Source organism: Actinomadura rugatobispora, from assembly GCF_042656285.1.
In the GTDB taxonomy this organism is placed as follows: domain Bacteria; phylum Actinomycetota; class Actinomycetes; order Streptosporangiales; family Streptosporangiaceae; genus Spirillospora; species Spirillospora rugatobispora.
On the sequence record NZ_JBHSON010000060.1, the window covers coordinates 1 to 14,129 of the forward strand.

The 14,129-nt window shown below is 71.4% G+C and carries 12 protein-coding genes and 1 pseudogene; 2 read left to right on the forward strand and 11 right to left on the reverse strand.

Features of this window, described 5'->3' with window-relative positions:
- Together ACFPZN_RS35070 and ACFPZN_RS35075 are read right to left on the reverse strand one after the other, a co-directional pair.
- Positions 1-633: transposase family protein (locus tag ACFPZN_RS35070; protein WP_378286681.1), on the reverse strand; the 633-nt coding region annotated here is incomplete at its 3' end.
- Between the two features lie 100 nt (positions 634-733).
- Positions 734-1,024, reverse strand: a complete 291-nt coding sequence (locus ACFPZN_RS35075; RefSeq protein ID WP_378286682.1) for a hypothetical protein — start codon at positions 1,022-1,024, stop codon at positions 734-736.
- 342 nt (positions 1,025-1,366) lie between these two features.
- Between ACFPZN_RS35075 and ACFPZN_RS35080 the strand changes: the two genes are divergently transcribed.
- Positions 1,367-2,092 carry an IclR family transcriptional regulator gene (locus ACFPZN_RS35080; RefSeq protein WP_378286684.1) on the forward strand — a complete coding sequence of 242 codons (726 nt, stop codon included), beginning with the start codon at positions 1,367-1,369 and terminating at the stop codon, positions 2,090-2,092.
- Between the two features lie 564 nt (positions 2,093-2,656).
- On the opposite strand, the gene ACFPZN_RS35085 is transcribed toward ACFPZN_RS35080, so the two are convergent.
- From ACFPZN_RS35085 to ACFPZN_RS56815, 6 genes and pseudogenes are all read right to left on the reverse strand, one after another.
- A complete protein-coding gene (locus ACFPZN_RS35085; protein ID WP_378286686.1) occupies positions 2,657-3,976 on the reverse strand; it encodes a JmjC domain-containing protein in 1,320 nt (439 codons plus the stop codon).
- A 17-nt stretch (positions 3,977-3,993) separates the two neighbouring features.
- Positions 3,994-5,028, reverse strand: coding sequence for a radical SAM protein (locus ACFPZN_RS35090; protein ID WP_378286689.1), 1,035 nt, complete (start codon positions 5,026-5,028; stop codon positions 3,994-3,996).
- Between the two features lie 25 nt (positions 5,029-5,053).
- On the reverse strand, positions 5,054-6,292 hold the full coding sequence (locus ACFPZN_RS35095; protein ID WP_378286691.1) for an MFS transporter: 1,239 nt from the start codon (positions 6,290-6,292) through the stop codon (positions 5,054-5,056).
- Positions 6,289-8,742, reverse strand: a complete 2,454-nt coding sequence (gene lanKC, locus ACFPZN_RS35100; protein ID WP_378286693.1) for a class III lanthionine synthetase LanKC — start codon at positions 8,740-8,742, stop codon at positions 6,289-6,291. The genes ACFPZN_RS35095 and lanKC overlap by 4 nt, the downstream gene beginning before the upstream one ends.
- A gap of 127 nt (positions 8,743-8,869) precedes the next feature.
- A complete protein-coding gene (locus ACFPZN_RS35105; protein WP_378286695.1) occupies positions 8,870-10,195 on the reverse strand; it encodes a hypothetical protein in 1,326 nt (441 codons plus the stop codon).
- A 535-nt stretch (positions 10,196-10,730) separates the two neighbouring features.
- Positions 10,731-11,324 (reverse strand): annotated as a pseudogene (locus ACFPZN_RS56815) (class III lanthionine synthetase LanKC N-terminal domain-containing protein); the annotation flags it as partial.
- 222 nt (positions 11,325-11,546) lie between these two features.
- On the opposite strand from ACFPZN_RS56815, the gene ACFPZN_RS56820 reads away from it, so the two are divergent.
- Complete coding sequence (locus ACFPZN_RS56820) at positions 11,547-11,819, forward strand: hypothetical protein (RefSeq protein WP_464041887.1); 273 nt, start codon at positions 11,547-11,549, stop codon at positions 11,817-11,819.
- Between the two features lie 164 nt (positions 11,820-11,983).
- Here the strand turns inward: ACFPZN_RS56820 and ACFPZN_RS35115 are convergent, their stop codons facing one another.
- The 3 genes from ACFPZN_RS35115 to ACFPZN_RS35125 form a co-directional block, all read right to left on the reverse strand.
- Complete coding sequence (locus tag ACFPZN_RS35115; protein WP_378286700.1) at positions 11,984-12,472, reverse strand: hypothetical protein; 489 nt, start codon at positions 12,470-12,472, stop codon at positions 11,984-11,986.
- The gene (locus tag ACFPZN_RS35120; protein WP_378286701.1) at positions 12,462-13,496 is read right to left on the reverse strand and encodes an integrase core domain-containing protein; all 1,035 of its coding nucleotides are present in this window, start codon (positions 13,494-13,496) and stop codon (positions 12,462-12,464) included. The genes ACFPZN_RS35115 and ACFPZN_RS35120 overlap by 11 nt, the downstream gene beginning before the upstream one ends.
- A 393-nt stretch (positions 13,497-13,889) precedes the next feature.
- Entirely contained in the window at positions 13,890-14,102 is a 213-nt protein-coding gene (locus ACFPZN_RS35125) for a hypothetical protein (protein WP_378286702.1), read from the reverse strand.
- Positions 14,103-14,129 lie beyond the last annotated feature (27 nt).

Genomic DNA, 14,129 nt, shown 5'->3' on the forward strand with positions numbered 1-14,129 from the left:
GAGTCGTGCGTGGGCGCGGTTGGCCTCCTTCTGGGACTCTGGCTTGCCGCGCCCTTTGTAGGGCGTCAGGACGTGTTCACCGGCTCCCTGGTAGGCCTTGTCGGCCAGGGTGAGCAGCCCGGCGGAGGCCAGCGCCCGGATGATGCCCCAGATCCGCGCGGCCCTCAGATCGTGGACGGCGCCGCGCAGTTCCCCCGACACCCACAGCCATGTTCCGTCCGGTCCTGCGATGACCTGGAGGTTCATCCCGTGTCGGCGGTGCTTGCCCGAGTAGAAGGGGCGGTCGGCGGCGACCCGGTCGATCGCGATCAGGACGCCGTCCAGCACCAGGTAGGGCAGCGCGTCGCGGCGCGCTTTGCGCAGCGCGGCGGGCAACGTGGGGGCCCGGGCCGCGAGCAGGTCGATGGCTTCGTTGACGTAGCGCCAGGCGGTGGCGACCGATACGCCGAACCCGGCGGCCAATTCGGCGTAGGTGTCGCCTTTGTGCAGGTGGACCAGGGTCATCAGGGCTTGGGCGTCGGGCGGCAGCGCCCGGCCCTTGCTGCCGATCGCCTTGCGGTGGCGGCGGACCACGCCGGTGGCGTAGGTCAGGGTTCGGCGCGACAACGGCAGCGAAGCACGGTAGAAAAGCATGGAAGCCTCTGGTGTGGACGGCCGGTTGTGAGAGATCAACCGTCCTACCAGGGGCTTCTTCTCTTCTTGGGGCCACAAGCCGCCCGCGATCATGCTGTGATCAGCCCACCTCAAACCGCTGCTGAAAAAGGCTCATTCCCCCGCGCGAGTACGAGGAAGCGTTCCACCGGTCACGCGGCTCTGCTGCCGCTGCCGGCTGAGAGCCAACCGATCCGGCCTCCAACATCGCCAGGGCGGTCCAGGACTTGTCGATCTGCTTGAACGCATCGTTGTCGAGGGTGAACAGGTACTTCGCCTGCCACGCCCAGCTCGCGCCGCCTGGCAGTTCGCCTCGCCCTTCCCGCCCCCCGTCGGGGTTGCCGAACGTTGTGAAGGTCGCGTGATGGGGCACCAGGCGGTCTGCGGTAGTGGCGACGGCGCCCTCCCCGCCCGTGGGAACGGTTGAGGATTCGTCACGGCGAGTGACTCTGGGGTCGCATCGCGAATCCCGCACTCGAACTGTGGGGACGATACGAAATTTCCCCGATGTCCGCCGACTGCCGCAGATGACATCGTTCTAGGGCTCCCAGGCTTGTGCAACCGCTGGTGTTCGCCAGCTTTCGTCTTGCCAGGAGGTCGGCCAATGACACCGTCGGACGCGCTCGAGGAGAACCGTCGTTGCCACCGCGGTCCGCACGGTGATGAAGCCGGTGGTGGTGCGCGCCTCAGGCCGGGTTCCGGTGGAGGCCGAGGAGTGCTGCAGGGCGCTTTCGCGGTGTTGCAGCAGGTGGCGACGCGCGGTGAGGCGGGCCTGAGCGAACTGGCGGCCGCCACCGGAGTGCCCAAGGCGACGGTGCACCGGCTGCTGGATCAACTGGTGGGACTGGGGATCGTGCACCGGGGCCCCGGCGGCCGGTATCGGGTGGGGGTGCGGGCGTTCTGCCTGGGGCAGGCGTGGGATCCGGCGCCCGTGCTGCGTTCGGCCGCCGCCGCTCCGGTGCGGCGGCTGGCGGCCGCGACCGGTGACAGCGTCTGCCTGGCGGTGATGGAGTCCGCCGACGCGGTGACCGTGGCCGGGATGTTCGGGCGGGCCGATGAGGTGATCTCGCTGCGTCCTGGAGAGGTGCTGCCGCCCGCGACCGCCACCGAGGCGGTCATCAGCGCCGCCCGGCCCGCATTGACCGTTCCGCGCGGCTCTTCTCGGGCCGAGTGGGGCCGGCGCGTCCGGTACGCCCGCGATCACGGGTACGCCTTCGACCTGGAGACGACCGCGGTGCCGGTGGCGTGCGTCGCCGCGCCGGTGCGCGCGCCGGGCGGGACGGTGGTGGCGGCGGTCGGAGTGGTGGTCCTGGAGCCGCGGAGGCTGCGGGAGCTGGCCGCTCCCGTCCGGGACACCGCCGACAAGATCAGCGCCAACCTGGGCCGCGTTCCCGGCGCCGGGCGCGTGCTGGCGCCGCTGGCAGGCATGGAGAACTGCTGACCGTCCTTGCGCTCACCCCTCGTCCCGCAGGCAGGCGACGCGCCGGCCGCGAGCCCGCCGCATGCGGGCCGCACCCTTGTCGGTTCCGGATGAGGGGCGGGTGACGAGGCGCACCTACCGGAGGTACAGGCGGGCACGCACAGCCCGGACGCGGTGAGGTCAATGGTGCGACGCGACGGCATGAGCCGGGGCGGGGCGGCCGGGGCCTCGCCGGTGCCCAAGGTGTGCTTCCCGCGGGGTGCGATCCTCCGGCCGTCGTCCACTGGCGTCGCCGCGCCGAACGCCCAGCATGCGGAGGACCTCAGAGCTGAACCCCGAAACGGGTCGTCGCGTTCTGGGCGTCATCCGGATGCAGCTGGACGCGGCACGAAGACACCGCGCCCTTTGCCGCGCCCGCTGGCCGGCAAGGGCGGGCTCGAGGGCTCGCTCCCGCCGGTGCGGCGCCGGCCTGGGCGCGGCGGAACGGAGCGCGAGCCAGGTGTCGCGCTCCAAGGCAGACGTGGTCGAGTTGTACGTCGTTGATCTCCAAGACGCCGGACGGGCCGCAGTTCCGGCGCACTCGATCTAGCGGCTCGGCTCGTCGGGGCGGCGGATCAGGTGGGCGCGTTCGAGGAGGGGCAGGAGCGACCGCGCCTCGGGTGTGGAGAGGCCGGGCAGGTCCGGCGGGGTGAACGCGGCGCCGATGGGCAGGCCGCCGATCCAGCGGCAGGCCGGGAGGAAGTCGGTGCCGACGTTGAGGGTGGTGGCCTCGGTGTCGCCGAATCCGTAGGCGGTGACCGTCACGCGTGCCGTCGATTCGTCGATGCCGTCCACGCCGAGAGTTGCCTGACCGCACCGGACGAAGGACGTTTCGTCCTCGAATGGGGTCGTAGGGGCGGGGCCGCGGACGACGTCGCGCGGGTCGAGCCGGGACACCAGGTCGCGCAGGGCGGCGTAGTCGTCGGCGAGCAGGTCGATCGAGTCCGGCGCGTCGAAGCGGCGGGCCGAGCGGCGCCACCGCTCGTCCTGCATCAGCTCATTGCGCAGGATGGCGAGCATCGCCTGGAGGCGCGCGGGCGTGTGGATGATGAAGTGCACCGACAGGGAGTCCTGGTCGGAGACCGTCTCGTGCCAGTAGCCGCGCGGAACGTGCAGGACGGCTCCGGGTTCGAGGTCGTAGGTGACCGCGTCGGCGGGCATCTCGGCGGGCGGTACGTCATGGGTGTACGCGCGCAGGCCCGGATGGACGGGTTTGCCGGGCGCCCACCCGTCGAGCGGGCTCAACGCGAACCGGTTGGGCGCCAGGCGCCAGGTCTTCCGGCCGGAGAGCTGGACCGTGATGACGCTCGACGGGTCGAAGTGCATGGTGGTGACGGCACCGGGCCGGTTGCAGTACAGCTGGCAGTGCACGCCGGTGCGCGGGATGTCGAACGCCGCCGCCATCGCACGTTCGTGTGCGGCGAACCTGGCGATGTTCCTGACGTAGATCGTCGTGCCGCCCGCATGGAACAGGGGCGCGGTCCGGCCGGCGATGGGCGCGCTCGCCGTTCCGCCGTCGAGCGTGGGGAACCAGGCGTACATCTCCGCGTCGCGGAGCGCGAGGACGTCCCCGGCCGAGTGGAGGCCGAACGCGTCGGCGAGCCGGGCCGCGAGCTCTGGGCGCGGGCCCGTGCACAACGGCCGGTGGCCGAGAACGGTGTCGGTGAACTCGGCGAGCCCGTGCGGCGCGAACCAGTCCTCAAGCCCGAGGTCCGACGAGGGTGCGTCCGCGGCCGGGCGTGGGGTGGTCCGAGACGGCGGCTCCTGGGGGGCCGGTGCCCGACCCGGCGATACGACGTCCTTGCCATTGAGGCGTCCGGCTTCGGACGTCTCGACGGAGAGGACTTCCACGATCCTCCTTGTCATGGGTGCTCCTTACGGGTTCATCCGGCGAAGGCCGGGCGGCGGTCGATGCGGGCCTGTACCTCGGCGGAGCCGAAGTGGTAGTCGATCCGCCGGGCCGCGGCGGCCCACTGCGCCATGGTCCGCACGGGTTCGAGGGTCTCGGTCACGAACGGGTCGGTCCATCGGGCGACCGAGCGTTCCCAGAGCACGTACGCCGGCTCGTCCAGCAGGTTGCCCACCGTGCCCTCGTAGGTCGGCATGCCCCGCACCTCCCCGTCGGGTTCGACCACCAGGGTCAGCGGGGCGATCCCGTCGCGGACGTGGTCGGGGTGCAGCATCTCGAGGTGGTTGTCGGTCGTGGACACCTCCACCGAGGAGGGGGCCTTGGACTGCAGCCACCCGGCGTACTCGGGGTCGGCGAGCCGCGCGACCTGCTCATCGGTGAGCAGCTCGTGCTCGGCGAATCCCTCGCGGGTGGCCAGTCCCGTCGGCACGCACGCGCCGAACGTGATCAGGCTCAGCCGGGGGAAGCGCGGCGCGATGGTCGCGCAGATCTCCGGGAGGTGGTCGAAGTTGCTGCGCACGACGACCGTCTCCAGCCCGAACTTGACCGGTTTGGCGCCGCGCGCCGCGCGTTCCGCCGCGGCACGGTCCAGGAGGCCGAGTGCGTTGAGGGCGCGGTCGAACGAGCCGGCACGGCCACGGATGCGGTCGTGGGTCCGCGCCGTGGCCCCGTCCAGGCTGACGGCGATGCCGCGCAGCGGGTCGATCCGCTCGTCCAGCATGTCCTGCCTGAGGGTCCAGCCGCCGGTGTAGACGACCACCGCGATGCCGGCCTGCGAGATCCGTTCGGCGATCTCGAAGATGCCGCGCACGATCAGCGGCTCGCCGCCGGCGAGCGAGACCATCTTCGGCCGCAGCGAGATGATCGCGTCGCTCACCCGCAGCATGTCCTGGTGTCCGAGCTGCCGGGACGGGCGGCGGCCGGACTCGGAGTAGCAGTGCGTGCAGCGCAGCGGACACGCGTAGGTGACGTCCCAGACGACGTCGTCGGGGCCGTTCGAGGTGTCCATCGGAAGATCCTTTCGGAAGTGGTTGTCAGGTCGCGGCGAGCCCGGTCGGCTCCCGCGTCTCCGGCTGGGCGGCGGGCTTGGGCGTGGCGGGGATCGCGAGGTCGGACAGCGCCACGACCCATAGGAAGGCGCCGAAGACCAGGAAGACGCCCGCGTGCGGCAGCACGCCGAGCAGCCAGCCCGCCAGCACCGTGCCGACCGGCGCGAAGGCGAAGTTCACCAGGTTGGCGGCGCTGTGCACCCGGCCCTGGAGTTCGGCGGGGGTCAGCAGGACCTGCTGTGCGGCCAGCAGCACGCTCGCGGCGGTCACCAGCACCGAGCACGCCGCCAGCAGTCCCGCCAGCACCAGGCCGTTGCCGGTGAGGGCCATCGCCGGAACCAGGCACGCGCAGGTCAGCGTCGCGACGATGACCATGGGCCGGATCGCGAAGCGCTTGTCCAGCCGGGGCGCCAGCAGGGAGCCCGCCAGGGCGCCGACCGCGGTCAGCCCCATGATCACGCCGACCGACAGGCCGGACGCCGACCGCATAGAGCTGACGATGATGATGGCCAGGAAGAGCCCGTCGAACGCCAGTTTCAGCAGCGCCCCGATCAGGATCTGGCGCCGCAGGTAGCGGGCGGACCGCAGGAATCTCGCGGCGGTGGCGAGGTCGCCGACGATTCCGCGTCGCTCGGCGGCCGGTGCCGTCACCCGGAGCGAGGCGCGCAGCGCCAGGATGCTGAGCGCCGAGACCGCGAAGGAGAAGACGTCGAAGAGGAGCGGCAGGCTCGGCGACAGCATGTACAGCAGGCCGCCGAGCATCGGCCCGAGGATGTAGGTCACCTGGCTGCGCGCCTGGAGCACGGACACGGCCGCGACCATGCCGTCCCCGGGCACGATCTCTCGCAGGGCCGCGGGCCCGGCGGCCGTGAACGGGGCGCCGAGCAGCCCCATGATCGTGCAGTAGCCGAGGAACAGCGGGAGCGAGGCGGAGCCGGTGAGCAGTGCCCCGGCGAGCGCCGCGCTGGCGGCCAGCCGGCCCAGGTCGCAGATCACCATGACGGCGCGCCGGTTGTACCGGTCGACGATGATCCCGGCGGGCACGAAGGCGGCCACCTGCACCGTCGTCCAGACGGCCTCCACGATCCCGACCGCCAGCGGCGATCCCGTCTCGTGCAGCACCAGCAGCGGGATCGCGAGGCTCGACGTTTGGGAGCCGAGCTGCGACAGTCCCTGTCCGGCGCACAGGAGCTGGAAGTCCCGGTTTCGCCACAGGCCGCTCATCCCGTCCTCCCGCCGATCAGCGGCAGCGGGCAGGGGACGCCCTTGAGCGCCGCGTGCGCCGCGTGCGCCGCGAGGAGGACACCGGCCGTTCCCGTGCCGAGGTCCATGGACAGGCGCTGGGGCACGGCCCCTGGGAAGGCGCGGTGCCCGTGGTAGGGGACCTCGTGCACGGCGAAGCGCCGCAGGTGCAGGTCCCGGGTCCGGGGGTCGCCGCCCAGCCGGGTCACGCAGGCCAGCAGCCCGGCCCGGCCGTTGAGCAGCCCCGCGGCGGGCGTCAGCTCCACCGCCAGGTCGCCGAGCAGCCGGTCGCGGACCCCAGCGAAGTACGGGTGGTCCCGATGGGCCAGATATTCGTGCAGAGCCAGCGCGCGACCCGCCGCGCCGCTTTCCAGGTCGAGTCCCGCCCCGGGGGAGTCGTCTCGGGTCAGCAGGGTCCGCGCGGCCGTCAGGTGATCCGCCGAACCCGTCACCTCGTAGAGGCGGACGAACAGCAGCGCGGCGCCGGACCACCCGTGCATGAGGCCGGTCCGTACGCCCTCGGACGGCAGCGCGAGCAGCCGGTTCGCGATCTCGGCCGCCCGGCCGGTCTCGCCGAAACGCAGCAGCGCGATACCGACGCCGGCGAGCCCGCCGAACAGCCCGGGACCGCCGGCAGGCAACGTCAGGGCGCGGTCGAGCAGGTTGCGCGCCTCCCGCCCGTGCCCCAGTTCGTCGAGAACGCAGGCCACTCCCGACAGCCCGTCGTACAGCCCGGGGCGGGGCCAGCGAAGCCGCGGGCTCTCGCGGATCAGCCAGGCCACGTGCTCGGGGAACTCGGGGTGGTCGCTGCGGCCGGTGGCGTGCAGCGCGTGGAGCACGCCGGCCGCGCCGAACGCCAGGGTGGTGCCCTGCCGGTCGAACTGCCGGGCATCCCCGGGGAACAGCCGATCGCGCCGTTCGGGTGTCGCGGAGCGGACGATCGCGTCCCGCAGCGCGTCGAGACCGGACGAGGCACCCGGCCGATCGCAGTCGGCCTTCCGGACTGGGCGCGCGGGCCGGGCGCCCTCGGTGTTCGCGGCCGGGCGCGCGAGCCGTTCGCGCAGGCGGTCCGCGAAGCCCGGCGGCAGCGGGAAGGACTCCCCGGCGAGGTCGATGAGCTCGCCCGCCTTGCCGGGGGACAGGCCCATCAGCGGCGTGAGCGGTACGAACACCGACAGCCGCAGGCAGTCCAGGGCGTACTCGTCGATCGTGAACCCGGTCCTCGCCCAGCTCGCCGCGAAGCCCGGGGTGGCCAGGCCCGGCCGATGGTCCTCGGCCACGTCGAAGGCCGTCTCGAAGTCCACCAGGGCGACGCCGCCGCCGGACCGGAGCAGGATGTTGCCGGGCTGGAGATCGCCGAAGACGATGCCCCTGCCGTGCAGCTTCGCGAGCGCGGCCGCCACACCGTCCAGCACGCCGAGCGCCCACGAGGTGTAGGCGACGCGGCGCTTCGGCCCGGAGCCGGCGCGCAGCAGCGGGTTGCGGGCCGCCACGGCGTCGGCGAGCCGCTCTCCGTCGATGAACTCCGTGGCCAGGAAGTGGTGCCCGGCCCAGACTCCACCGCCGAGGACCCTCGGGGCGACGGCGAGGTCGGCGGCACGTTCCAGCATCGCGCGTTCCCGGACGAGCCGGGCGACCGCGTCGGCGCCCTCCTCGTCCAGCCCCGCATGCGGGCGGGCCTCGCGCAGGACGACCGTCCGTCCGGTCACATGGTCGACCGCGCGGTAGATCCCACCGCCGTTGGAGAAGTGCAGGGCCTTCTCCACCCGGTACGGGAAGTCCGTGGTTTCGGCGGGTCCCGTTCCGGCCGTGACGAAGTCGGGGACGCGAACCCAGGGCGGCACCCTGAAGACCGGAGCCCGCCGATCCGGCACCAGGCGGCCGTCGGGATCCCGGATCGCGGGGACGTGCTGCCCCTCGGCGGACAGGCAGTAGCGCTCCCGGAAGCCGCCATAACGCAGGTAGAGCGGGCTCTGTCCCCAGCGCAGGTCGCTGAGCACGCGCGGCCCGCAGCGGCCCGCGAGTGCGGCGGAAAGGTCGTTCAGCACCCGCTGAAGCTGCGCGTCGTCCACCGGATAGAGCGTGATGAGCTTGCCGCTGGAGGTACGCGGCGCCTGCTTGCCGTTGACGATGTGCACCACGAGATCGCTGCGCAGGAACTTCGCCGCGATCCGCTGCCGCAGGCAGTAGTCCGCCACCGTCTCCACGGTGTCCCTGGCCTCGTCGCGGGCCACCGAGATGTGGACCTTCCAGCCCTGCTCCGGCAGCCGGGCGCCGGGCGGGCTCAGGTACACCCAGCCGCCGTCCAGCGAGCGCCGCCACCCGTCCGGCAGCGGCCGCGTCGCGACCGCGAAGCGGTCGGCCGCGTCGTCCACGTTGGCGAGCAGGTCGACGAAGACGGGGTCGGCCGCCAGGAAGGTCTGCGCGATCACACACGTCTCCAGTGGCATGTCGGATGGGGCCGGTCGGTCGCCCGGGGGCGACCGACCGGCTCTTTCAAGAGCGGCTCAGCCAGGCCGGCCTCAGGAGGCGCCCAGCCAGCTCGAGTTGTGGCTGTTGTTACACGGCCAGGCCTCTTCCTGGCTCTCGGTCTCCAGGTCCTGGAGCTCGTAGATCTCGTCCATGCGTGTCACCTCCTCTCACGGTGCGGTGATGACCGGGCGCGTCCACGTGCAGGAGCCCCGAGGGCCCCCGCTCGAACACGCACCGGAGCGCAAGGAGGATCCCGGCCGACCCGGTGGCCAGATCCATGGAAAGGCGCAGCAGGCCGGTGCCTGGGAACGCCAGCCGCCCGCCGTGGAGCCGAGCGTGCACGGCCAGACGCCGCACCTGGGAGCGGGCGGCCCGCTCGTCCTCCGCCGAGCCGGACCGCATCAGCGTGGTGACGAACCCGGCGCGGCCGTCGAACAGACCCGGGAGCCGGACGAAGACCGGTTTGCAGGCCCGCCGGATGCCGTCCAGCGCGACGCTCTCCGCAGCCGCTGGACGGTGCTGGAGATAACGGTGCAGGACCAGCGCGACGCCCCCGCTTCCGTCTCGTACGTACGGCAGGTTCTGCCTGCCGTTGAACAGCAGCAGCGCGCCGTCCCTGTCGGGCCGGCACCGGCCGAGGTCCCGCCCGAGCGCGGACTCCGCCTGGGTCAGCCAGAACGGGTCACCGGTCGTCTCGTACAGCCGGACGAACAGCAGGGCCGGCCCGCTGGATCCGGTGAGCAGGCCCCCCGCACCGGCCGGGGCCGCGGGCGGCCCGGCAAGCCGGTGCCCGGCGCGCAACGCCCGGTCGCGGTACGAGCCGTCACTGGTCAGCTCGGCGAAGTGCAGCCAGTTCAGCGCGATCCCGGCCAGGCCGCTCGACAGGCCCGCGGGGAGATCATCGCCGTCCCGGTCGGCGCGGGTGAGGACTTCCAGCGCGCGGTCCGTACGGCCGAGTTCCGCCAGCACGGCGGCCACCCCGTGCAGTCCGTCGTACAGCCCGGGACGGGGACGCGGATCGCGTCGCACGGCGGCGACCAGCCAGTCCACGTACGCGTCCGGGACCTCGGCGCCGACCAGGTGGAGCGCGTGCAGCACTCCGGCGGCGCCGTGGTCGTACGCGTGCCCGCCGATGCCCCAGGGCCCCGGGCTTCCCGGAACGAGCCGGTCGGGGCGCCCGGGCGTGGCGCTCGCGTGAATGCCTGCCACCAGTGAGTCCCGGAGCGTCGGCCAGTCCGCCCGCTCCAGCATCTCGGTGGCGGCGTCCCGTCCCTCTTCTCCGCCCAGGGCGCGCACCAACCCGGCGCCGAACCCGGGCGGCAGCGGGAACTCGCCGTCGATAACCGCCGCCAGCGCGGGCAGCTTGCCGGGGTCTCGCTGGGGCAGCGGGTTGATCGGCAGGAACGTCCACAACCGCAGGCAGGCGAGCAGGTACCGGTGCCCGCCTTCGCGGTGCCCTGACCTTGGGGTGCAGCTCGGTCAGCCGGACGGCCCGGTCGCCGATCGCGTCCAGCGCCCGTTCGACCTTCGCCAGGACCTCGGTTGCCCACTCGGCGTACGCCTGGAGCCGCGCCGCCGGGACCCCCTCGTGGCCCAGCGGATAACGCGCGAGGGCCTCATGAAAGAGACTCCTCCCGGCGATGTACTCCTCGATCAGGTAGTGGTGCTCCCAGACGATGCGGTAGCCGACCAGCTCGGGAACGCAGTCCAGCCCGGCGAGCCGCTGCAGCGTTCGGCGGTGGCGACCGAGCCGCTCGACCGCGTCGCCACCGCGCTCGTCGAGCCCGCAGTACGGCCGGGCCTCCCGCAGCACCAACTGACCGGACCGGTACGTGCCGCCGCCGTTGGAGACGTTGAGGACCTCGTCGATCCGGTACGGGAACCGGCCCTTGGACTGCGTCAGATGCGGCCGCACCGTATCGGGCACCCTCACCCAGTCCGGCACCGTGAACACCGCGCGCCGGGGCGCGGGCTTCAGGTGCCCAGCCGGATGACGGAACGCCCGCACCGGTTCTCCATTGGCGTCCGCGCAGGTCAGATCGGAGTCATAGCGAACGTAGAGCGGACCCGCGCCGACCCGCCTGGCGCCCAGCGGGGCCGGGCCCCGGATGCCCGCGAGCCGCTCGGAAAGCTGCCGGAGAGCCGCGCCGAGTCCGTCTTCACTCACCGGGTGGAGCCGTGCCAGCACACCACTGTGCAGACGGTCGGCGGCGTCGGCGTTCTGCGACCGGACGGCCGCCCCGCTGCGCAGGAACCGGAACGCGATCCCCGCGCCGACACAGTAGGCCCAGACCCGTTCGACGGTTTCGGCGGCGGTGGGCAGCGTGCTGGAAACGTCGATCCGCCACCCCTGCTCGCCGTACGCGCCGGGCGTGAGCACGACCCACCAGCCGATCTCGCTCCGGCTCCAGCCCTTCGGGGCGGGCTCGTCGGCTTGGGCGAAGCGGCTGGCCGCGTCGGCCACCCGCTCCGGCGTGTCGAAGAAGTCCGGATCGGCCAGGCAGAACGGCTCGTAGCGCTTCAGTGTGGTCGGCGTTCGCACGAACGACAGCTTGCGTTGTCCCCGAATCCCGGTCGAACATCGTTCCGCTCAGCGGACCATTGCGGTGCCCCTCCCACGCGCGCCGGGTCGCCGGGTAGCGGAGCGCCACGCATCTCCGCAGGTCACAACCGCCCGAAGCCGCTACAGCCGCATCGCCTGCGCGAGCAGATCGCCGAGGTCAGCGCACGTGTCAACGAGCTCCTCGGCAAGGCCGTCGCTGTCGTGCGCGAGCGGTTCCACGGCAAGGTCACCTACGCCGCCATACCGATCGACCGCGTGGACTGGGCACCCTTCGACATCGTGTCCGTGGATCTCTACCGGTCGGCGGAGATCGCCGGCCGGTTCGCCGAGGGCGTGCGTACGCTCGTCGCGCAGGGCAAGCCGGTGGCGATCACCGAGTTTTGGTGGGATTGCCTGGCAGCCGTCCGGAATGGTCAAGCGGCTGGGGTGCTGCCCGGGCGAGGCTTCATGTCAGATCCATGCCATCGTGGGTAGCAGCCCCAGCCGCCTGGCACGTGGCAGGAATGGCCGTCGACGACTGTCGAGTCAGAATTTTCGGCAGGCTGATCAGTAAAGAAACGCAGCGCCATTACCGCGGTTCGGTACCGACGGAATCCAGTCCTGCGGTTTTCTGGAATGCGCTGGCAGTGCGGTGCGCACTACATCGGTGAGAGTACCGCCGTGGCATAGGGGTCCAGGACGATGTGGCCTTCATTGACCGTTGTGGAGACCGCGCGACCCGCACCGGTGCGGGCGCTCACCTGCTCGATCCGGAGTTCGTCCGTGACTCCGGTGGGCTCGTTGGTCTGTTCCAGTGCGACCGTCACGGTCTTGCCGGTCTTATTGACGATGAGCGGCTTCGGCGTCCCCGCCTTCGTGATGAACGCTTGGGCGTGAAGTCGCGGGTCGGGGATTCCGGGGACACCGGTGCCGGTGGAGACCATGGTGTCACCGGCACCGAAATGCCGCATCAGGGGGTCCAGGGCGCGGTAGCGGGCGTTGGGCGCGCCGGTCTCCCAGTCGACGAGGGTGACCCCGGGGATCATCGTCGGGTAGTCCATGAATTCGGCGATGCCGACCAGGTCGATTCCGAGTTCGACCAGACGTTGTGCTTGCCGAAAACCTCGTCCGCGCAGGTCAAGCCGCATGCCGGTACTCGTTGAGGATGCCGCCCAGACGTTGACTTCTTCGGATGTTCAGCTGGGCGATCTCGTCGGGTTCGGTGATCGGTGAAGGCAGCGACTTCAACGGGCGGGCGTTGGCGATGCCGTGGTGAGGCCGATGCTCGTTGTAGAAGGTCTCGAACTCGCGGAGGGCGTAGAGCAGGTGCCGCTGGTTCCAGATCAGAGTCCGGTCGAGGAGTTCGCGGCGGCAGGTCTGCACCCACCGCTCCATCACCGCGTTCATCCTCGGCATCCGCACCCCGGTCAGCACCGTCTGGATGCCGGCATCGGCCAGAACGATGTCGAAGAGGTCAGGGAACTTGCCGTCCCGGTCACGGATCAGGAACCGTGCCCGGCAGCCGGCGTCCTCCAGGTCCATGGCCAGGTTCCTGGCCGCCTGCGTCACCCACGACGCGGTCGGATGGGCGGTGGCGCCCAGAACGCGGATCCGGCGGCTGTGGTGCTCGATGACCGCCGGCACGTACATCCGCGCACCCGTGAGCGTGACGGTCTCCAGGAAGTCGCACGCCAGGAGTGCCCCGGCCTGGGAGCGCAGGAAGTCGGCCCACGTGGTCGATGCACGCTCGGGTGCCGGATCGACTCCGGCGTTCTTGAGGATCTCCCAGACCGTGAAGGCGGCCACCGTGACGCCGAGCACCAGCAACTCGCCGTGCACCCGCCGGTACCCCCAGCTCGGGTTCTCCCGCACCAGGCGAAGGACGAGAGCCCGGATGGAGCGGACGGTCGGTGGGCGGCCCGGCCGCTTGGGTCTGGAGCGAGCGGCGTGCCGACCCGCGATCATGTCCCGGTGCCGGCGCAAGACCGTGTCCGGCCGCACGAGCAGCCGTATCCGGAGCAGTACACCACGAGGCAACCGGTGCAGCAGCGCCGCGAGCAGTGCTCGATCCGGACCGACGAACCGCACCCTCGCCCCGTCCAGTTGGCGCTCCAGCACCATGATCTGATGCCGCGGCACCAAGATCTCGGCGTCCTTCTCCCGATCGGTCATAGGAAGCAGACGCAGCACCGCGAACGTGTTCGCCACGGTCAAGTAGACCAGTCGCAACAGCACAACCGCCCATCATCCCGATGGCGAGGCCGGTGTCCTGGCCTGTCCCGCGACAGTTCCCGGCCCTACGCCGCAATCCCCGGCCATCACGCCTCTCACCTGCACGGACGTACTTTTCGGCAAGCACAGCGGTCGGGCCGGGTGAACCGCACCTTCCTGCCGTTCAGTTGGCGTTCCAGCACCGCGATTTGATGAAGCAGAACCAAGATCTCGGTGTCCTTGTCCCGGTCGCTTACCGGAAGAAGACGCAACAGCGCGGACGTGTTCGTCACGGTCAAGTAGGCCAGTCGCAAGAGCACAGCCGCTCATCCTGCCGTGGCGACCGCTTTGCCGTCACCGTTCCCGTGCTCGGCCAGGCGACCAAGCCCGGGACACAGGGCCACCAGCTTTCATGCCTTTTACCTGCACGGATGAGGTTTCCGGCAAGCGCAGCGCTGCGATCGCGTTGGCCTGCGGTGCCCGCGGCGGCGTGGTGATGACCTGCAAGCCGGCGGAGGTGAACACCCGGTCGATCACCGCGGTGAACTTGGCGTCGCGATCACGCACGAGAAATCTGGTCTGCCTGCTCGCCCA

Coding starts and splice junctions, on each gene's coding strand:
- ACFPZN_RS35095 (WP_378286691.1), bottom strand. CDS start 6,292: ATGAGCGGCCTGTGGCGAAACCGGGACTTCCAGCTCCTGTGCGCCGGA.
- ACFPZN_RS35115 (WP_378286700.1), bottom strand. CDS start 12,472: ATGCGGCTTGACCTGCGCGGACGAGGTTTTCGGCAAGCACAACGTCTG.
- ACFPZN_RS35085 (WP_378286686.1), bottom strand. CDS start 3,976: ATGACAAGGAGGATCGTGGAAGTCCTCTCCGTCGAGACGTCCGAAGCC.
- ACFPZN_RS35090 (WP_378286689.1), bottom strand. CDS start 5,028: ATGGACACCTCGAACGGCCCCGACGACGTCGTCTGGGACGTCACCTAC.
- ACFPZN_RS35120 (WP_378286701.1), bottom strand. CDS start 13,496: ATGACCGATCGGGAGAAGGACGCCGAGATCTTGGTGCCGCGGCATCAG.